We start from the raw sequence: 19,906 nt of genomic DNA, 5'->3' as shown, positions 1-19,906 counted from the left end.
TGAATACTATACGAAAAACGAATGATAGCATCAAACTCTGTATCTATACAGTTTAAAAAACGAACATATTATTATGAATTAACTAAGATATTCGTTTTTCACTAAACGAACCGTAATTAAATTAATTCTATTATATAGTTTTTCTTTTAAAGAGAAAACGGGGCTATTTGTTTAAAATCTAGTCATTTTCTACATTTTACTAGTTTCTATTTCTGTTTTATTTATTTTTCTCTTTTTCTCTAAAAAAATGTATAAAATACGAGTGATGTGTAAAAGTAGGAGTGCGTGATAGAAGAGAAATAAAAAGTCACCTTTGTATAGTACAGAGGCGACTTTTTTTATTTTTTCAGCTTTTTATTAACTTTCTCGATTAATTCATCTTCCGTTGGTGCAGATACAGGACGGTTATTTACGAATGCAAATGACTTCTTTCTTCCTGGTCCACAGTAAGACTGACAACCTATATCAATGGTAGCTTCCTCATCAACTTTTTTAAGTTTCGGAACCAATGTTTTTATATTTGTAGCCTGGCAATCGTCGCATATACGAAATTCATTCGCCATGGTCTAAACAATCCCTTCTTCGATTATCTATATGAGTACTTAATATGTGTAAAAACTATTATTTGCTATAGGGTATTTTACATGGAAAAAAGGGACAATGCAAGTTCGTTTCATGTGAGGAATTATAGAAAATCAATGTTTTTATAGTAAAGAACGCAGTTGATTTCCGCGCAAGTCTCCGCTTTCCGCGGGCGTGGCTGGAGCCTCCTCGGCTTCGCCTGTGGGGTCTCCAGGCCCCCGCTACTCCCGCAGGAGTCTCCGACTTGCGCGGAAATCAACTGCTAGATTGGTATCATAATCAACACAAATCTTTAACAGAGCCATAGTAAAAATATTGGGAACAATTCATAATGTTGCTGTTCACTGCAGGTGCGAGACTCCTGCGGGAAAAGCGTGTTAAGTGAGACCCCGCAAGAGCGGAGCGATGAGGAGGCTCACGAGACCGCCCGCGGAAAGCGAGCTCCTGCAGTGAACAGCAACAGTCCTCACCCTATAAGTAATGGATATACTAGTTAATCACTTTGGATAGAAATTTTACTAGAATCTAGTATTTTTTCTATGAATATGTATAAATATTTTTTTCTATGTCAAAAATAGGAACAGAACAGGCAAACGCCTTTAACTTAAATATAAATGGAAAACAATAGACAAAGAGGGAGTTGTGTAAGATGAAAGAACGTCAAGATGCTTGGTCAGAAGAGAATGATTTGATGTTAGCAGAAACAGTTTTACGCCATGTACGCGAAGGTAGTACACAATTAAATGCATTTGAAGAAGTTGGGGACAAACTAAATCGCACTTCTGCTGCTTGTGGCTTCCGCTGGAACGCAGTTGTTCGTCATGACTATGAGAAAGCGTTGCAACTTGCTAAAAAACAACGTAAGCAACGTCAACGCGCATTAGGCCAACCAACAAAGAAACTATTATATACGCCACCAGAAACTTCAATAGAGGATACGATTCCTTTTGTGTTAGAGCAAGATTCTAAACCTAGTTTTGCGACGAAAAGTGAAATGGTAGAATTCGGGCAAGAACAAGAGCTAGTAAGCAATACTCGTACAGAAAAAACAGCAACTTCTGCACAGGTTAATAACTATGTTCCTGCAACAGGAAGTTACTCTACTCAATATCGTGCTACAAATGTAGTTAATCCAACTGGATTAACGATGGAGGCTGTTATTCATTTCTTACAATCCATGAAGCGTTCGAATGTTCAAAACACGGCATTACAAAGTGAAAATGCAAGACTAGCAAAAGAGAACGAGGAATATGCTAGACAAATTTCCGAGTTAGAAAAACGTGTGCAAAAATTACAAGACGAGCAAACAACTATTCAAGAAGATTATGAGACATTAATGAAAATTATGAATCGCGCTCGCAAACTAGTGCTGTTTGACGAAGAGGATCGTACTCCATCTAAGTTTATGATGGATCGTAATGGGAACTTGGAGAAACTGGCGGAGTAAATAGAAGGTGTTAGGTTGATTTGGTAATCTGATATGGTTTGTTGATTTTTTGGAAGTGTATCATAAATTGAATGAACTGTAGCATAAATTTCCCGAAGTGTAACAAAAAAAGGTCAAGGTGTAGCATTAAATTATGCAGGTGTAACATAAATCGACTGAATTGTATCCTAAATTCCGCTAAGTGTTACATAAAATGGAGGAAGTGTAACATATATCCTTCAAGGTGTAACAAATCAGGGGCGTATACATTTCTATACAGGAAAAATAGAAAAGAGGGGTCCACTTGGCCCCTCTTTTGCTATTCTTTATTCAATAACTTCTCATTTCGTTCCGATACTCGCGCGAAATTTTGTTCGTAAACGTCTAACTCGTCTTCCTTTAAGCCACTTTGATAGATTTTATCGCTATGGTCTTTAAGGGCAAGCAATAGTCGCAACATCACATCTTGAACCGTTAGTTCGGCCTCCAGTAGTTCCGATAAGCTTGCCATGACAGTTGGGTCAATTGCTGGGAATGTAAACTTGCTTTCTACACCTTGTATACCTCTTTCGTACAAACCTTTTACAATTTCGGCACGCATGGCTCCGCTTTTATTTACACATAAGTAGATCTGTACGGCAACGCCACCTTTAATGCGACGTTGCGAGATGCCGGCAAATTTTTTCCCGTAAATGCTCAAGTCATAACTTCCTGGACAATAGGATCCGGCGATTTCGCGTGCTTCTATTTCAGCACGGAAGTCACGGAACATGTAGCGAATTAACGCCCACATTGTGTCATAGCCGCTGTTTATGTCAATGGATTTTTCTTTTTCAGGCAAAACGAGGGAGATGTTTAGTACGCCACTATCTAAAACGACGGCGAGTCCGCCTGAGTTGCGAACAATGGCTTCATACCCTAACTTCTGCAAAAATTGTAGGCCATCCTCTAGGTGTGGTAGTCGCGTATCTTGAATGCCGAGTACTACCGTTTGTTCATGCACCCACGTGCGGCAAACGGCCTCGCTTTTGCCCTCTCCAACAAACGTACAAAGTGTGTCGTCCATTGCAAACGACTGCAACGCCTTGAAGCGTGGGCCTAGGGAGGATTGATCTATAATTCGCCATGTTGGTTGTTGTAGTAATTTCATGTTGTTCATTTCTATCATAAAGAATCTTCCTTTTTATCCTTTAATAATGATAATCGTGCGGTCGTCATGGAAATCGTCGCTGCGAGCTTTTGTTATTTTTTCTAAAATTTCATTAGCCATTTCTTCTGCTGTTTTCGTGCGGTCGACTGATTCTATTGCTTTTTTCATCGCCATAATGATGTCTTCCTCTGGGATGCTTTTATCTTCAATTAATCCATCTGTATATAGAAGAATTAAGTCTCCTTTTTCTAATTGTAGCTGTTGTTCGTGAAATTCGCTATCTTCAAAGAAGCCTATTGCTGGGCCTTTTGTGTTTATTTCTGAAAACGTATTTGTTTTTGCATGATAATGAATAGCTGGTTCATGTCCCGCTGATGCATATCGGACTACACCTGTTTTTGTATCAATATGCAGTGTCATTAACGTTAGGAAATTTTCCGATTTACTATACTTCGTAAACACTTTGTTTAAATTACGTAACAATATTTTCGGCGAATCGGCTTGTAAGTTCACATTTTCAATCGCACCTATTAGCAATGATGTTTGAATGGCTGCCGGAATTCCTTTTCCTACAATGTCTGCAATGGTTACTAAGTACACATCGTCTCCTTGTAAAATATTGTGAAAATCACCATTTAACCTTTTAAACGGGATCGAAACAACTCCGATTTTTTCACAATACGGTGTTTCTAGGTAAAAATCTTGTTGGATGCTTGCGGCTGTTTCAATTTCATAGTCAACAATCGCCTTTTCCTTCGATAATTCTTCATTTTCAATCGCTTCCCGTAAATCTCGTAACGTATAAACATAGCCATCTATTTTTTTATGGTCTATTAATGGGAATCTATCAAACTCAACAGGTATCTTCTTCTCGCTAAGCGTGACAATTTCTTCATACTCAAAATAATTGGACGATTTTGATTCAAACTGAGAGATGTCTAATCCTTCTGTCTCTTGAACTTCCAGAAGCTGCTTCGCATATTCGTTCATATAGGATATTTTTCCTTTGGCATCTGTTTCCACAATACCAAGTTCGATCATGTTAAACATCATTCGATTGCGCTCGTGTAACTGGTGGATTTTTTGAAAAGGCGCTCTGACACTTAACAAATATAAAATAATAAAAAACATTGCATAGCCAATGATTTTATAAATATGGCCAGCCATATTTAAATAGGCATCTATCGCTTCATAGCGCATAAAAAAGATAGAAGATAAGATTAAAGAGAAAGATCCAATAACATATAAATTACGCAGCATGATGTGTTTAAATTTATCTTTATAAATAAATAGAACATACATAATAACAACAGCGTGTAAAACTGCCCCAACTGCTTCTAAACTGATTTTGAATATAGTTGGCGCACCATCCGTTATTAATGTAGGCAATGAAGGATGATGAGCAAAGACGATGTAGGTAGTAAGTAAGGAAAAGACTGTGAAAAATAAATAGCTCGTTGAAAGTTTTACTTTTTTCATGAGTGTTGGAAATATAATGACGAATGTCAGGACGATACTTTCTGTTAAGCGTGCCATTATCCAAAACCATGCGGATGTCAAAGGCGAGCTTTCGATAAATAGAGTTGGCATTCCTACAAATGTTAGGGCATGGAATGTATCAAATGTTCCGACCGCTAAAAAAGCCCCTGCTAGCAGTACAGAAAATTGGACCGTCCCTCCCTCTTTATGCGTTACCCATGCGTGTATGGCGATGCTAAACGATACAAAGATGGAAATCATTTCGACAATCAAGTGCATGGAAGCATGACTTGGTTGGAAAGGGGTGTACATGAGTGAAAAGAAGGATGGAAACATAAATAAAAGCACCGTCGAAAAGGCTAGGGCCATTAATATGTAATAAAGTTTTATATCGGTATTCGGAACTATTCGTTTCATAAGATCCTCACTATTATTTCTTAATTTTTATTCGATAGTTGAGTCCGTTTCATAATGTATGACTATACGAAAAACGAATGATAGCATCGAATTCTGTATTTATACACTTTAATAAACGAACATATGATTTTGTATTTCACTGAAATATTCGTTTTTCATTAAACGAACCGTAATGATGAAATTGATTTAGTTATTTATTAGTATAGCAAGAAGCCCTAATTACGACAATTATGGGGAATATTCTTTTATGACTAGGCAAAAAGAAAGACACGTGAGGCTCACGTGTCTTCTAGTTTATTTATACTGTATATGAAAAATTACTTGATCTTATTTTACCGTTTGACCAGCTGTGATTAGTGCCAGCTTATATACATCTTCTACACTGCAACCACGCGAAAGATCATTAACAGGTTTGTTTAGTCCTTGTAAAATTGGGCCAACTGCCTCAAAGTTACCTAAACGTTGGGCAATTTTATAGCCGATGTTACCTGCTTCTAAACTAGGGAAAACAAATACGTTTGCATCACCTTTAATTTCTGACAGTGGAGCTTTTTTCTCCGCAACAGATGGAACGAACGCCGCGTCAAACTGGAACTCACCGTCAATCGTTAAGTTTGGTTCACGTTCTTTTGCAATTCTAACAGCTTCCACAACGCGCTCTGTTTCAGGAGATTTTGCTGAACCTTTTGTGGAGAAGCTTAACATCGCAACACGTGGCTCCATGTTGAACATTTTTGCTGTTTCTGCACTTTCAATGGCAATTTCCGCTAAGTCGCTGCTGTCTGGTGAAATGTTGATTGCACAATCTGCAAATACATACTTTTCTTCGCCACGAACCATGATGAATACGCCACTCGTCTTGCGAACGCCTTCTTTTGTTTTAATAATTTGTAATGCCGGGCGAACGGTGTCCGCTGTCGAGTGGGCTGCCCCACTAACTAACCCTTGTGCTATGTTCATGTGAACTAACATGGTTCCGAAGTAGTTCGGGCTAAGTAATATTTTACGTGCGTCTTCCTCTGTTGCTTTTCCTTTTCGACGCTCAATGAATGAAGCTACAACTTCGTCCATTTGCTCATATGTATTTGGGTCTAATACGTCTACTCCGTCTAACGTTAAGCCTAAATTTTTTGCTAGTGTGTTTACTTCTTCTACGTTACCGATGACAATTGGCTTGACCATATTTTCGGCTGCAAGTCTTGCTACAGCTGTTAAAATACGCTCGTCGTTTCCTTCTGGGAAGACGATACCGATGTTTTTCCCTACTACTTTTTCTTTTAAGGTTGTAAATAAATCGCTCATTATAGACACTCCATTCGTTTGGCTGTTTTCGTAAATTTTTGTATGGTACATGAAATATTGCCCGTTTCTTTCCGCTACGGGCATCTGCTTTCCGCGGGGAGGGCATAGGAAGGTTATTTTCACTATCGTGAAAAAACCTACTCCTCGGCTTCGCCTGTGGGGTCTCAGCCTTCCCTCTTCTTCCCGCAGGAGTCAGATGCCCTCCGCTTCAATCCACTCAAGGTTTTAAATTACATGCAAACCGACTATCTTCCCGACAACAACCTTATTATTTCTACCATTAAGCATACTGCATCAAAACGGAAAATCAACTAAATAGACGTTATGTTATCGCTTACAGGAAAAAGTCTTTATTTTTAAAAAGTTCTGTGGAACTAAGAGATAGTTTTTTACTTCCTAAGTTTGTACAAAAACTTTTACAGGCCAATAATACAGTTGATTTCAGTTGAAGGTGTGAGACTCCTGCGGGAAAGCGCGTCAAGGGAGACCCCGCAGGCGCTGGGCGCCGAGGAGGCTCCCGCGACCTAGAAAAGTGATGGCGGCTCGTTCAGCTCCGAAATGCATAAGACAGGGGCAGCTTGAGGGCGCAATTTGCCCTCGTGATGTCCATGGCTTATGACTCGAGGAGCTAGCCGCAAGACCTAGACACGCCCGCGGAAAGCGAACACCTTCAACTGAAATCAACGTTTAGCAATCCTAACTTTTTTCATAGTATTTATTGTTTCTGTTCACAACGACTCTATGCAAAAAACATGACACAAATTTGTGAAGTTTGATAAAAAGAAAGTAAGGAGAAACTATGTTATAGTATGGTTAGGAGCAGTACATAATTGGGAGGATGGCTTGTTTTTTTGTGGCAAGTGGTTTCCTGTAAGAGTTTATTCAAGGAGTGATAGATGTGAGTGAAGCAGCACAAACTTTAGATGGTTGGTATTGTTTACATGATTTTCGCAAAGTAGATTGGGCAGCCTGGAAGATGTTATCTAGCGAAGAGCGCCAATCGGCAATCAATGAATTTTTAGGTTTCGTCGAAAAATGGAAAGTAACAGAGAAGCAAGAAAACGGTAGCCATGCTCTATATTCTATCGTTGGACAAAAAGCTGATTTCATGATGATGTTACTTCGCCCAACTTTAGAAGAATTAAATGAGTTAGAAAATGAGTTTAACAAGACGACATTTGCAGAGTATATGATTCCTGTAAATTCTTACGTTTCTATCGTCGAGTTAAGTAACTACTTACCTGAAGGCGAAGATCCTTACGAAAATCCGCAAATTTTAGCGCGATTATATCCAATCTTACCGAAAGCGAAGCATGTTTGTTTCTATCCGATGGACAAGCGTCGTAACGGTGAAGATAACTGGTACATGTTACCAATGGAAGACCGCCGTCGCATGATGCGTAGCCACGGTATGATTGGTCGTCAATATGCTGGTAAGGTGAAGCAAGTGATCACTGGTTCTGTTGGGTTTGACGATTATGAGTGGGGCGTAACTTTGTTTGCAGATGATGCGTTACAATTCAAAAAGCTAGTTTATGAAATGCGTTTTGATGAAGTAAGTGCACGTTTCGGTGAATTTGGTGCATTCTTCGTTGGAAATTTACTTGAAGAAGAAAAAGTTTATTCTTTCTTACATGTTTAATATGTTTTATGTTGCCGTTCTGCCTTTGGGTAGGGCGGTTTTTTTGATTGGTTGGTAGTTTTTGCGTTTTATCAGCGAAAATGGCGAGTTAATCAGCGAAAATTGACATTCAATCAGCGAAATCGAAACATTTATCGGCGAAAATCGTTAATCTATCAGCGATACTCCCCTTCCAATCGGCGAATTGAATATCCAATCAGCGAAACATGCTCTTAATCGGCGAACCTTTACAGAAAAAGAAAACCCTCCACACCCTCCCAAAAATTAAATTTCAATCATATTCTCCCCACCCCCTTCATACAATCAAGTAGTGTGAATTAATATTATTTTTCCGCACCATTTTCCATGGCCAATGGAATACAGGTAGTTTTAAACTTCACTGTTTCTTTTCCCCAACAGAAGCAGATTGTCCAGAAGTATATCGTACGTTTTAGGTTGGGTTAATTCTAAATAAATAGATAAGTGTCACCTTAGACTTTTAGAGGAGGTCATGTTTCATGAAAGGTCAGTATCAACAACAAGCAGGGCAATTTGCGGGATATGGAATGGATCCATACGCGCAATATTATCAGCAACAAGCGGGTTTCCCGTATGCAATGGGGCAACAAATGGGGCAAGTAGCTGGTGCTCAATCAGGGATACCTTCATTCCCTCAACAACCAGTTCAACAGCAACCAATTGCAGGAATGCTACCGTTAGAGCAATCGTACATCGAAAACATTTTACGTTTAAACCGTGGAAAGTTAGCTACTGTGTACATGACGTTTGAAAACAATCGCGAGTGGAATGCGAAAATTTTCAAAGGTATAATTGAGGCAGCAGGTCGTGATCACATTATTTTAAGTGATCCGCAAACAGGCAAACGTTACTTATTGTTAATGGTTTACTTAGATTACATTACGTTTGATGAAGAGTTAGAGTATGATTATCCGTTTGGTGCGGGAGCGCAGTTGGCTTCTTTTTCACCTAGATAATTTTAATAAAAAACGTTGAGCGATGTCGCTTGGCGTTTTTTTATGATAGTAATCTGTATAATTGAGGGAAGAGCATTTTTGTGGAGGTTTTTTGAACTACAATATAAATTTTATTGTCATGACGAAGTGGATGCTATCACGAGGTGCGAGACTCCTGCGGGAGAAGCGGGAAGCGAGTACCTCGTGATAGCATCAACAATTAGTACCGTATGTAAATGTTACGCCTTTACTGCCGCTACAATAATTAGCGCCCATGCTACTAAAAACGCAACGCCGCCGATTGGGGTGATGGCTCCGAGTACTTTTATTCCTGTAAGTGTCATCACATACAAGCTACCTGAGAATAATAAAATCCCGACAAACATAATCCACCCGGCGCTAGTAAGCATAGCCATATTACCCCATCTGTCGATTAAAAAAGCGATAACAAACAAGCCACCAGCGTGGAACATTTGGTACGTTACCCCCGTTTTCCATACTTCTAACATCCGCTCCGACACTTTTCCTTCTAAACCGTGAGCGCCAAACGCCCCAAGTGCAACTGCTAGAAAACCATTTAAAGCTGCTAATATAATAAAAATATTCATTCTATTATCCACCTTTCTCTTCCCTATATTATAATAATAGCTATAATAATCGCAATGATGGTAGGTGAGAATCGTGAATTACTCTATGTATCCAATTGGGGATAGTGCCCTACAAATTAAACTTCCGAATGCAAACGCTCTTTTGTTGCATCAATTTTCTACTTCCATTCATCAAAATCGTTGTCTCGGTGTTCATGATATCGTACCCGGTTTAGAAACAATTACTATCTTTTATCAGTTCCCACAAACAAACTATTATGAACTCGAAGCTAAACTAATAACTATACTGCAAAACATAAAATTAACAACAAGCGAGTCACCAATTCGAACTTTATACATTCCTACCCTTTATGACGGACCTGATTTGCTAGAAGTTGCTCATTTTCACAAAACAACACCAGAGAATATTATAGATTGGCATTCCACCCCCACGTATGAAGTATCAATGCTCGGTTTTTTGCCCGGCTTTCCTTATTTAAGCGGCTTGCCGGCCTGTTTACATACTCCGCGAAAAAAAGAACCACGCCTACAAGTCGAGGCTGGTTCTATCGGGATAGGTGGCTCGAGTACAGGTATCTATCCGATCGCTTCGCCCGGAGGTTGGAATTTAATCGGTAGAACTTCTGTATCCATTTTTTCTCTAGAAGAAGAGCAACCTTTTCTTTTTCAACAAGGAGATAAAGTGAAGTTTGTGTCCGTTTCAGAACTAGTGAAATCGAATCGAGAGGACGTCATTTTTTATGAGAAAAATTGATTTGAACTGTGATTTAGGAGAAAGCTTTGGCCCTTACACGATAGGGAACGACGAGCTCATCCTACCTTTTGTATCTTCCGTAAATATTGCATGCGGCTTTCATGCAGGAGATCCTGCTACTTTGGAAAAAACGGTCCAACGCGCCAAGATACATAGCACAAAAGTTGGGGCACACCCTGGGTTTCAGGATCGATTGCATTTTGGCCGCCGCGCCTTGCCTGTTACAGAAAAAGAAGCATACCAACTGGTGTTATACCAACTTGGCGCACTGGCCGCTTTTTGTAAAGTAAATGAAGTTGAACTTCATCACGTAAAGCCTCATGGTGCCCTTTATAATATGGCAGCCAAAGACCGAATGCTGGCACAAGCTATTGCAACTGCTGTAGTTGATTTTAATCCTTCCCTTATTCTATATGGACTAAGCAATAGTGCATTAATCGAAGCGGGGCAAGAAGTTGGCTTACAGACCGCCTCGGAAGCTTTCGCCGACCGAACTTACTTAGCCGATGGTACGTTATCTCCTCGTCATATGAACGGCTCTGTTATACAGGAGAATGAAAAAGCATTAGCACAAGTTCGCCAAATGCTAATGGATGGCACCGTAACAGCTATTACAGGTGAAGTAATTCCATTAAAGGTGGATACGATATGTTTGCACGGTGATAATGAACATGCTTTACTGTTTTCCGAAAGCTTGCACGCTATGTTAAATGCGGAAGGTATCAGCATAGAGCCTATTCAGAAGGTGGAAAAATGAAACCGATTTTTCAAGTGTTGAAAACTGGACTTGTCACTAGCTTTCAAGATAAAGGAAGGATTGGCTACCAAGCTTTTGGAGTAGTTACATCGGGTGCGATGGACATGTTTTCTTTTGAGATAGCGAATAGTCTTGTTGGCAATCAACCGAATGAAGCGTGTATCGAGATGGCGATAGTTGGACCGTCGCTTACGGTCGTTAGCGAAGAAGAAGTGTCAATTGCGGTTACTGGGACGAATTTAGGTTTTTCTATTAACGGGAAAATAGCTCCGATGTGGAAAGCAATAAAAGTAAGCAAGGGAGATAAACTGTCATTTCCGGGGAGTAGAGATGGGATGTTTGCGTATATTGCGTTACGTGGGGGCTTTGCTGTTCCATCTCTTTTAGGCAGCAAATCTTATTATGGAAAGGCAAAGTTAGGAACGGCTATCCTCCAAGGAGATTTCCTTTTCGGACAAAATCCGTCTACATGCCGTACTCGCGGACTCCTCTCCTATTCCGTTCCTACTTTCTCAAAACAAGTGACAGCACGAGTCATTCTTGGTCCACATGATGGTGATTTTACGGAAGAAAGTTTGCGTCAGTTTTTTTCTCAGCCCTTTAAAGTGCTGCAATGCGACAGAATGGGATCTAGGTTAGAAGGAGCCACTCCGTTACGTGTACATGATGGCGCTGATGTCCTTTCTGATGCGATACCACTTGGTGGGATACAAGTTCCACAGGGGGGACAGCCGATTGTGTTGTTAGCTGACAGGCAAACGACGGGTGGCTATCGTCGGATTGGCACCGTCATAAAAGCCGACTTGCCTAAATTGGTTCAAGTCCCTGTAGGCGGGACGGTTGTTTTTCAAAAAGTGACATTAGAGGAAGCATATAAGGCATTACTGCATCAGCAGGCTTATATAAATGTAATAAACCACTCTTCACATAATTGAAGAGTGGTGTTTGTTTATCTGGAATGCAAATATATTTTTAATGCTTGCTTTAGTTCGTGTTCTTTGTGATCAGATTGAATGTTGTAATGATCTCCATCTAGGTGGCTAATGAAGTTGTTGTACCCTTGGGCGTGAAGAAAATCATTAATGCTTGATATATCTTCAGAAGCGGTAAGTAATGGCTTTTGACCAACATAGTCGCCGTTTACGTACACTTCGTATCGGTCGTGCGTTAGTTTTGTTTCGTTGTTATTGTTGTTTAAAAATCCTAAGCCGACAAAAACGTTTCCTGTTCCCTGCATTTATAACACCTCCATGAATGCTAGGTGTTTATATTGTTGCACGGGTTGGATTTTTTATGTTGGAAACATACGGAATTAGAAGTCAAATAATGAATCTCCGTTTGCATCAGGCTCGTTTCGTTTTACGGAAGGAACGGGCGTTACCGGTTGCACGTTTGTTGCAAAGTTCACAGGTGGCGTTGGCATTGGTGTTGGTTTGTAAACCGGTTGTTGGTCGGAGCTGCTTTTCGTCTGCAACGCCAGCTCGCTTAATGCTTTTATCGCAGTAAGATGTTCACGTTTTTCTTGCGCGCTATTCGTTTGTAGTGCTTTTTCTGTTTCTGCTTGAATTTGTTGTAGTACTTTATTTAATGGGATGTCCATGTGTAACGCTCCTTTCCATAGTGGTTAGTGGTTAGTGGCTAGTGGCTAGTGGATGCATTTAACCTAACAACTAACCACTAGTAGCTAACCACTAATAATATGGCGAAATCATGATGTATACTAGCACGCCTGTTAAGCTGACGTATAGCCATAGTGGCATGGTCCAGCGGGCGATTTTGCGGTGTTTCTCCGTTTGCGTCGTTATGCCTGTCCCAAACGAGTATAGTGCTAGCGGAACGATAACGACAGCAAGTACGATATGTGTTAAAAGAATGAAAAAGTAAATGGATCGAATGATGCCTTCTCCACCAAATGGAGTGGATTCTGTTAAGGCATGATACGTTACGTACGTGATTAAGAATAGAAATGTTGTTGTAAACGCAGCAAAAATAAAGCGTTTATGAAGGGTGACATTCTTTTTTAATATCGCAATAAGTGCTGCAAGTAAAAATAAGAATGTAAAGCTGTTAAAAATAGCGTTCATGAGTGGTAAAAAAGTTAAGTCAACGTGCGCTAATCCTTCGTATTGTGGCATGAAAAATAGTATAACAACTACTAAGTTTACGACGATAGATAAGCCGATGACGATTGGCCAGATGGATTTGTTTTTCATGGATGTTATCTCCTTTACTAATGCTTTATATATTGTACACTAAAACGTTTTGCATTTCTTAAATATAGCCGGGTGGCTTGTCTTTTTTTGGTGTGAATTTTAGGCAGGGGCTTCCGGAAGAACGAAAAACAGCGAGCGACGGTAGTTGGGCTGTTTTGAATCCGAAGGCCCGACATCCTTTCGGAAACCTTTTATCCCAAGTGACGTAAAAGTGTTCACATTTCAGACAGTTTATACGTTTTGTTTGCTGTTGCACTTTTTTCCCCTTCCTTTCAATCGAATATATTTTAACATAAAAAAAGCTTGTAGAGTGGTTACTGATGCTCTACAAGCTTTAGTTTTATTTTTCTATTGTTTGGATGTTTGTTTGTAATTCGTTTGCTGTTTGTTTTAGTTGTTCTATTGTATGTTGAAGCGAGTTGGATACTTCGACTTGGTGGTTAGCTGCTTGAACGACATCTTCCATTTCCGCGGAAAGGTTAGACGATGAGTGAACAAGGTCTGTTACGGAATGGACGATGTCAGTTACTCCAACATTTATTTCTTCCATCGCTATTGTTATGTGTGTTCCTTGTTCTAAAAGCATTTTACTACTTGTAGAAAGTTCTTTAAATATGGCAGCTGATTTTTTATTTGTTTCATTTGTTTGCTTCATGCTTGTTTGGAAGTGTTGCAGTTCTTGAAGCACTTCGGTTGTGCTTGTTTGAATTCTGCTTGTTATTTCGTTAATTTGGCTTGCAAACATATCGGTGTTACCAGAAAGCTTTCTAATTTCCTGGGCAACTACTGCAAATCCTTTTCCAGCTTCTCCTGCACGTGCTGCTTCGATGGAGGCGTTTAGTGCAAGTAAGTTCGTTTGTGTTGTGATTTCGTTAATGCTTTTTAAGAAAGATTGCGCTTCATCGATTCCGTTTTTGATGGATTCAAATTTTGCAACCATTGCTTCTGTTTCTGATGTTTTGGATTCCATTTCGGTATACATTTTTTGTAGTGCATGTGAGCCTTGTTGGGATAGCTTGTCCATTTCTCCAATGTTGTTTTTCATTTCATCTACTATGCTGTAAATTTCTTCTGTGCTTGCGGATGCTTCTTCTGTGACAGCAGAGATGGATGAAGTAGCTTCATGTTGTTGCTCCACACGTTCTGTTGCGTTTGTAGACTTTTCTTTTATCATGGAGGACTTTTGTAAGTTTTGCTCGGAAGCATAGACGAGATCCTGCATGACATGTTGTAGCTTTTCGGTTGCGTTAATGTTTCCGGTCATGAGTTTTTCGATGTTTTGTCCCATTTCCATAAGGGCATTGTTGACCGTACCAAACTCGTCTTTTATGATAGCTTGTGTTGAATCGTATTGGAAGTTACCAGTTTGGTATGCCTCTACACGATGGAGTAACGTGTTAATGCCTTTATGGAATGATTTGGTGAAAAATATAATGGCGCCAATTGGTAAAAGGATAAGGATAATAAGTGCAACTAATGTAAGTATATCGTTTGTTTGGAGACGAGACGCCAGTGTTGCTCTTTCTTGTTCGGTATAGTTTGTAATGTATTCCGTAATGCCTTCGTTGGCACGTTCAAGTCTTGTTCTTGTGATGGTAAGTTGCTCGGAAACTTGTATTCGCAAGCGGTCCATGTTAGATGCATTGGATACGTTGCTAACGACTGTGTATTGGTTAGATAACGATTCTTGGGCAACGTGAAAATATTGTTGCCATGCTGCTAGCTGTTCGTGCTGTTCAAAATAAGGTGTGAATTCTTCAAGGAGTTCTTCACTCGTTTGGATATTTTGGGCTAGCAGTTCTACGTGTCTTTCGGAATAGCCTGCTGTGATAATGTGGTACATGTTTGTTAACGTTGTTTGGTACGATTGAATGAGTTGGTAATAGGTTTCGTTCATTTCGGATAGGTTGTCTATTTCTTTTACGCTTGATTGGGCTTGGTTACTTAAAACCCAAATGAATGCGGAAGCGGCTGTGCCGACTATTGTTAAGGTGATGATAAGAGCTAGTAATCGTTTTTTTATGCTCATTCGGGGAGTCTCCTTTTTTAAAAATTAGGGTATTTTATTTTGTCTCGTTTTTGTGGAAACGTTTGCACTAATTTACATTTTAAACTTCTATGCCCTATATATCGGCAACTCTTTGTATTTATGTAGCTTTTTATTAGAAGAAAAAAAGCCTTGTCGCTACAACAAGGCCCCTTTTTACATATTTGATTTCCGTTCTTTTTCCACTAACATCTGTTTTAATTCTGCAATTTCATTGGAGATTTTTGCTAACTCTTGTTTGCTTATTTCGATTTTTTCATTGCGTACACTTTCTTCTTTTGCTTCTTGGATGTTATTTAAAATTTCCCCGACGATTAAGTTAAGAACGATAAAAGTTCCAACTAAAATGAATGATACGAAATATACCCACGCAAACGGACTAGATGCAAAGATTGGACGGAAAATACCGCTTGCCCAAGACTCTAGCGTGATGACTTGGAAAAGGGTGATTAACGCTAAATGTAGCGATCCAAAGTATTCTGGTGCGATATCGCGATATAAAATAACGCCAACTACACCAAAAATGTAAAATACTAAGCTTAGTAACATTCCGATTGTGCCTAGTGATGGAATAGTTTTTAAGAATGCCGTTACTAATCGTTGTAGGGAAGGGATAACTGTTATGGCACGAAGCACACGGAATACCCTTAAAATACGAATGGCTGAAATGAAGTAGGAGCCGCTGAATAGTAGTACTCCCGCTACGATGACAAAGTCGAAAATATTCCAGCTACTCTTAAAGAAGTGAAATATTTTTTTCTCGGATAACATTCGCATAATTATTTCTATTGTAAAGAACCATAGGAAGAAGATTTCAAATCCATGGAAGATTCCGTAGTATTCTCTTAGTAGGTCAGGATATGTTTCTAGCCCGATTAATACAGCGTTTAAGAGAATGACGGTTATTACTATACCGGTAAAATATTTATGTGCTACTATTTCTCTAATTTTAGATTTTAACTTGTTCAATTTCTCTCTGAACTCCCTTATTAATAATTTATTGCAGTGATAGGGTACTAAGTGTTGATTTCAGCTGCAGGTACTCGCTTTCCGCGGGCGGTCTCAGGAGCCTCCTCGGCGCTTTTGGCGCCTGCGGGGTCTCCTTTGACACGCTTTCCCGCAGGAGTCTCGCACCTGCAGCTGAAATCAACTGTATAGGGTTAAAAATTGCTTAAGTAAACCTAAATAATTACTCTATAATGACCAGTCGATTGGTTTTTGACCAATTTTGGTTAAAAATTCATTTGTGGTGGAGAATGGTTTGCTGCCGAAGAATCCTTTTCTTGCTGATAATGGGCTTGGATGAACACTTTTATGGATATAGTGATGCTTATTTGTAATTAGCTTTTCTTTTGCAATTGCGTTGTTACCCCATAACCAGAAGACAACTGGTTTTTCTCTATCGTTTAATGCACGAATAATGGCGTCGGTAAACTGCTCCCAGCCTTTTCCTTTATGAGCGTTGGCTTTTCCTTGTTTTACAGTTAAAACTGTATTTAATAATAACACACCTTGTGCTGCCCATTTCATTAAATTTCCATGAGAAGGTGGTTCGATGCCGATGTCGGAATTCAGTTCTTTATAAATATTTTTAAGCGAGGGTGGAACAGTAACGCCATGTTGAACGGAAAAGCTTAAGCCATGTGCTTGTCCTAGTCCGTGATATGGGTCTTGCCCAAGAATAACCACTTTAACATTATGGTAAGGAGTTTCTTGCAGTGCTTTATATATATTTTCTTTCGCTGGAAAAATCGTTTCTTCATTGTACTCTTTTTCAACGAACTGTTGAAGTTGGATAAAATAATCTTTTTGGCTCTCCATTTTCATTAATTCTGTCCATTGCTTACAAGCAAATTGCATGACGTGAACACCTCAAGTAAGTAAACTTATTACCTCTACTACTTTACCACACAACACCAAAATTGAAATAATGAACATTTCCCGTTCGACAAAATTCGGGTGGTGCCTGGCACTCTAGTTCATTTTTCGACAAATTGCGGGTGGTGCCTGGCACCGTTTGTTTGAATTTGGTTGGTTGGCAGGGTAAAATGAGTGTGTTGGGGAGTGTATTGGGCGTTTATTTTACATTTTCCGATAAAATGTGTTACTTTTTTTCTGTTTTTTACGAAATAGGTTATTATATTTGGTCAAAATGTTATATCATATAAGACGAATAGTTACATGTTACATATAAAGTGAGGTTCTTATTGTGAGCAATGAACAAAATCCTAAATCAATAATTGTTATTTTTGGAGCAACAGGGGATTTAGCGAAGCGTAAACTTTATCCTTCTATTTATCGTTTATATAAAAATGGCAGCATTTCGAAAAACTTTGCAGTTGTTGGGGTTGCACGCCGCCCGTTAAGTCATGAAGATTTCCGCCAAAATGTGGAGAAGTCTGTTAGAGAAGCTAGCACGAATCATGATCACATTGAGGAGTTCAGCTCTCATTTTTACTATCATCCATTCGATGTGACAAGCAGCGAATCGTATCAACAGTTAAAAGATTTATTACATAATTTAGATGGTGACTATCATACGTTAGGAAATCGCATTTTCTATTTAGCGATGGCACCAGAATTTTTTGGTACCATTGCTTCCAACTTAAAGTCCGAAGGCTTAACAGATACAGATGGTTGGAAGCGACTTGTTATTGAAAAGCCGTTCGGTCATAACTTACCTTCTGCTCAGAAATTGAACGATGAATTACGTGAAGCCTTTTCTGAAAAAGAAATATATCGTATTGACCATTATCTTGGAAAAGAAATGGTCCAAAATATCGAGGTTATTCGTTTTGCTAACGCCATATTCGAACCGTTATGGAACAACCGTTACATTTCTAACATCCAAATCACTTCTAGTGAAACGCTTGGTGTAGAAGACCGCGGTAGATATTACGAAAGCAGCGGTGCATTACGAGATATGGTTCAAAACCATATGTTACAAATGGTTGCTTTGCTTGCGATGGAGCCTCCGATTAAATTAAATCCAGAAGAAATTCGTAGCGAAAAAGTGAAAGCTTTAAGAGCACTACGTCAAATTCCAGAAAATGAAGTCGATGATTACTTCGTTCGCGGCCAATATACTGGTGGCTTTATTAATGAAAAACCTGTCATTGGTTACCGTGAAGAAAATTCCGTTGACCCTAATTCAAACACAGAGACATTCGTTTCTGGAAAACTTATGATTGACAACTTCCGTTGGGCTGGAGTACCCATTTACATCCGCTCAGGTAAACGTATGACTTCTAAGTCTACAAAGGTTGTTGTGCAATTTAAAGATATTCCGATGAACCTTTACTACAACCGCGGAGCAAAAGTGGATCCAAACTTACTTGTCATTCACATTCAACCAGATGAAGGTATTACCTTACATTTAAATGCGAAAAAATCGGGTAAAGATATAACAACAACTCCGATTCGCTTAGACTATAGCAATAACAACTGCATCGACGGTATTAACACACCTGAAGCATACGAGCGCCTCATTTATGATTGTTTACGTGGCGATATGACAAACTTTACACATTGGGATGAAGTGTCCTTATCTTGGGGATTTGTTGATCAAATGTCTAAAGAATGGGAGTCGAAAAAAGCGGAAGACTTCCCTAATTACGAAGCTGGTTCTATGGGTCCAAAACAATCTGACGATCTTCTTGCAAAAGACGGATTTTTCTGGTGGCCAGTATAAGTAGATTTTTTTGTAAGGAGATTTTGGCTTTTCCATCTAATTTAGTGATTGAGTGGATTGGAGCGGAGGGCATCTGACTCCTGCGGGAAGAAGAGGGAAGGCTGAGACCCCACAGGCGAAGCCGAGGAGGCTCAGCTCCCTCCCCGCGGAAAGCAGATGCCCGCAGCGCAAAGGAACGGTCAAATTTAATACCTAATACACTTTTAGTAATACTGAACAACAGAGAGGAGTAGAAACAATATGAAATTTTACGATGTTACGATGCCAATTTTTACAGGAATGCCTGTTTACAAAAACAAGCCTGAAAAACAGCCAAAGGTTGAGACAGTAACGAACGGGTATGTTACAGAATCTCGCCTAAGCATAGACGTTCATACTGGCACACATGTAGATGCCCCATTACACATGGTAGTTGACGGCGAAACAATTGAAACTTTACCTTTAGATAAGCTTGTAGGTCCATGTAAAGTATTTGATATGACGAACATCGAAGACCGCATTAAAAAAGAGGATGTTGAAAGCCTGGACATCCAAAAAGACGACTTTATTTTATTCAAAACAAAAAACTCTTTTGATGAAGAGTTTAACTTTGATTTCATCTTTGTAGCTGAATGTGCAGCAAAACATTTAGCAGAAGTAGGTGTTTCTGGTATTGGAGTAGATGCACTTGGAATTGAACGTAGCCAAGAAGGACACCCAACACATAAAACACTATTCGCAAATAACGTGATCATTATTGAAGGGCTTCGTTTGAAAGAAGTAGAACAAGGCTCCTACACAATGGTTGCCGCTCCTTTAAAACTACAAGGAACCGACGCATCACCAGCAAGAATCATTTTATTAGAAATGTAAAATAACCAATTCGAAACGTAGCTATGACGGGGG

General features: G+C 39.4%; 19 protein-coding genes. 8 read left to right on the top strand and 11 right to left on the bottom strand.

Annotated features, from left to right (window positions below; all coding sequences use genetic code 11):
• Positions 1-338 precede the first annotated feature (338 nt).
• A complete protein-coding gene (locus CDZ89_RS01200; protein WP_096156311.1) occupies positions 339-563 on the bottom strand; it encodes a YuzB family protein in 225 nt (74 codons plus the stop codon).
• 668 nt (positions 564-1,231) lie between these two features.
• Here CDZ89_RS01200 and CDZ89_RS01195 point away from each other — a divergent pair.
• Entirely contained in the window at positions 1,232-2,029 is a 798-nt protein-coding gene (locus CDZ89_RS01195; RefSeq protein ID WP_100333011.1) for an RsfA family transcriptional regulator, read from the top strand.
• 298 nt (positions 2,030-2,327) lie between these two features.
• On the opposite strand, the gene CDZ89_RS01190 is transcribed toward CDZ89_RS01195, so the two are convergent.
• The 3 genes from CDZ89_RS01190 to pta all read right to left on the bottom strand — a co-directional run bounded on the left by CDZ89_RS01190 (position 2,328) and on the right by pta (position 6,356).
• Positions 2,328-3,167 (bottom strand): octanoyl-[GcvH]:protein N-octanoyltransferase, encoded by an 840-nt coding sequence (locus CDZ89_RS01190; protein ID WP_096157040.1) that lies wholly within the window; start codon positions 3,165-3,167, stop codon positions 2,328-2,330.
• A gap of 24 nt (positions 3,168-3,191) precedes the next feature.
• A complete protein-coding gene (locus CDZ89_RS01185; RefSeq protein WP_100333010.1) occupies positions 3,192-5,054 on the bottom strand; it encodes a SpoIIE family protein phosphatase in 1,863 nt (620 codons plus the stop codon).
• A gap of 327 nt (positions 5,055-5,381) precedes the next feature.
• Positions 5,382-6,356: a phosphate acetyltransferase gene (gene pta, locus CDZ89_RS01180; RefSeq protein WP_100333009.1), complete on the bottom strand. Its 975-nt coding sequence runs from the start codon at positions 6,354-6,356 to the stop codon at positions 5,382-5,384.
• An 898-nt stretch (positions 6,357-7,254) separates the two neighbouring features.
• Between pta and hemQ the strand changes: the two genes are divergently transcribed.
• Together hemQ and gerQ are read left to right on the top strand one after the other, a co-directional pair.
• Positions 7,255-7,998 carry a hydrogen peroxide-dependent heme synthase gene (gene hemQ / locus CDZ89_RS01175; RefSeq protein ID WP_100333008.1) on the top strand — a complete coding sequence of 248 codons (744 nt, stop codon included), beginning with the start codon at positions 7,255-7,257 and terminating at the stop codon, positions 7,996-7,998.
• A 497-nt stretch (positions 7,999-8,495) separates the two neighbouring features.
• On the top strand, positions 8,496-8,972 hold the full coding sequence (gene gerQ / locus CDZ89_RS01165; RefSeq protein ID WP_227521416.1) for a spore coat protein GerQ: 477 nt from the start codon (positions 8,496-8,498) through the stop codon (positions 8,970-8,972).
• 218 nt (positions 8,973-9,190) lie between these two features.
• On the opposite strand, the gene CDZ89_RS01160 is transcribed toward gerQ, so the two are convergent.
• On the bottom strand, positions 9,191-9,559 hold the full coding sequence (locus CDZ89_RS01160; protein ID WP_096156305.1) for a DUF423 domain-containing protein: 369 nt from the start codon (positions 9,557-9,559) through the stop codon (positions 9,191-9,193).
• A 73-nt stretch (positions 9,560-9,632) separates the two neighbouring features.
• On the opposite strand from CDZ89_RS01160, the gene pxpB reads away from it, so the two are divergent.
• From pxpB to CDZ89_RS01145, 3 genes are read left to right on the top strand one after another with little or no spacing between them, the layout of a single operon-like run.
• Positions 9,633-10,313, top strand: coding sequence for a 5-oxoprolinase subunit PxpB (pxpB, locus tag CDZ89_RS01155; RefSeq protein WP_100333007.1), 681 nt, complete (start codon positions 9,633-9,635; stop codon positions 10,311-10,313).
• The gene (locus tag CDZ89_RS01150; protein ID WP_100333006.1) at positions 10,300-11,070 is read left to right on the top strand and encodes a LamB/YcsF family protein; all 771 of its coding nucleotides are present in this window, start codon (positions 10,300-10,302) and stop codon (positions 11,068-11,070) included. Before pxpB ends, CDZ89_RS01150 begins: the two co-directional genes overlap by 14 nt.
• Entirely contained in the window at positions 11,067-12,005 is a 939-nt protein-coding gene (locus CDZ89_RS01145; protein ID WP_100333005.1) for a 5-oxoprolinase subunit C family protein, read from the top strand. Before CDZ89_RS01150 ends, CDZ89_RS01145 begins: the two co-directional genes overlap by 4 nt.
• 14 nt (positions 12,006-12,019) lie before the next feature.
• Here CDZ89_RS01145 and CDZ89_RS01140 read toward each other — a convergent pair whose 3' ends face one another.
• The 6 genes from CDZ89_RS01140 to CDZ89_RS01110 all read right to left on the bottom strand — a co-directional run bounded on the left by CDZ89_RS01140 (position 12,020) and on the right by CDZ89_RS01110 (position 17,190).
• Positions 12,020-12,307 carry a hypothetical protein gene (locus CDZ89_RS01140; RefSeq protein WP_096156301.1) on the bottom strand — a complete coding sequence of 96 codons (288 nt, stop codon included), beginning with the start codon at positions 12,305-12,307 and terminating at the stop codon, positions 12,020-12,022.
• Between the two features lie 75 nt (positions 12,308-12,382).
• Positions 12,383-12,670: a YwdI family protein gene (locus tag CDZ89_RS01135; RefSeq protein ID WP_096156300.1), complete on the bottom strand. Its 288-nt coding sequence runs from the start codon at positions 12,668-12,670 to the stop codon at positions 12,383-12,385.
• Positions 12,671-12,761: 91 nt separating this feature from the next.
• Positions 12,762-13,283: a DUF420 domain-containing protein gene (locus CDZ89_RS01130; RefSeq protein ID WP_096156299.1), complete on the bottom strand. Its 522-nt coding sequence runs from the start codon at positions 13,281-13,283 to the stop codon at positions 12,762-12,764.
• A gap of 340 nt (positions 13,284-13,623) precedes the next feature.
• Entirely contained in the window at positions 13,624-14,223 is a 600-nt protein-coding gene (locus CDZ89_RS20405; protein ID WP_406564910.1) for a methyl-accepting chemotaxis protein, read from the bottom strand.
• A gap of 1,263 nt (positions 14,224-15,486) precedes the next feature.
• Positions 15,487-16,299 carry an ion transporter gene (locus CDZ89_RS01115; protein ID WP_096156296.1) on the bottom strand — a complete coding sequence of 271 codons (813 nt, stop codon included), beginning with the start codon at positions 16,297-16,299 and terminating at the stop codon, positions 15,487-15,489.
• Positions 16,300-16,524: 225 nt separating this feature from the next.
• Positions 16,525-17,190 carry a uracil-DNA glycosylase gene (locus CDZ89_RS01110; RefSeq protein WP_096156295.1) on the bottom strand — a complete coding sequence of 222 codons (666 nt, stop codon included), beginning with the start codon at positions 17,188-17,190 and terminating at the stop codon, positions 16,525-16,527.
• A 349-nt stretch (positions 17,191-17,539) separates the two neighbouring features.
• Here CDZ89_RS01110 and zwf point away from each other — a divergent pair, with 349 nt between their 5' ends.
• Entirely contained in the window at positions 17,540-19,021 is a 1,482-nt protein-coding gene (gene zwf, locus CDZ89_RS01105; protein WP_096156294.1) for a glucose-6-phosphate dehydrogenase, read from the top strand.
• A 240-nt stretch (positions 19,022-19,261) separates the two neighbouring features.
• Entirely contained in the window at positions 19,262-19,873 is a 612-nt protein-coding gene (locus CDZ89_RS01100; protein WP_096156293.1) for a cyclase family protein, read from the top strand.
• Positions 19,874-19,906: the final 33 nt, after the last annotated feature.

Origin of the sequence: Bacillus alkalisoli (assembly GCF_002797415.1) — a bacterium.
GTDB lineage: Bacteria > Bacillota > Bacilli > Bacillales > Bacillaceae_I > Bacillus_CD > Bacillus_CD alkalisoli.
Note: the sequence above shows the minus strand (reverse complement) of the source record. Positions and strands in the feature narration are given on the sequence as shown.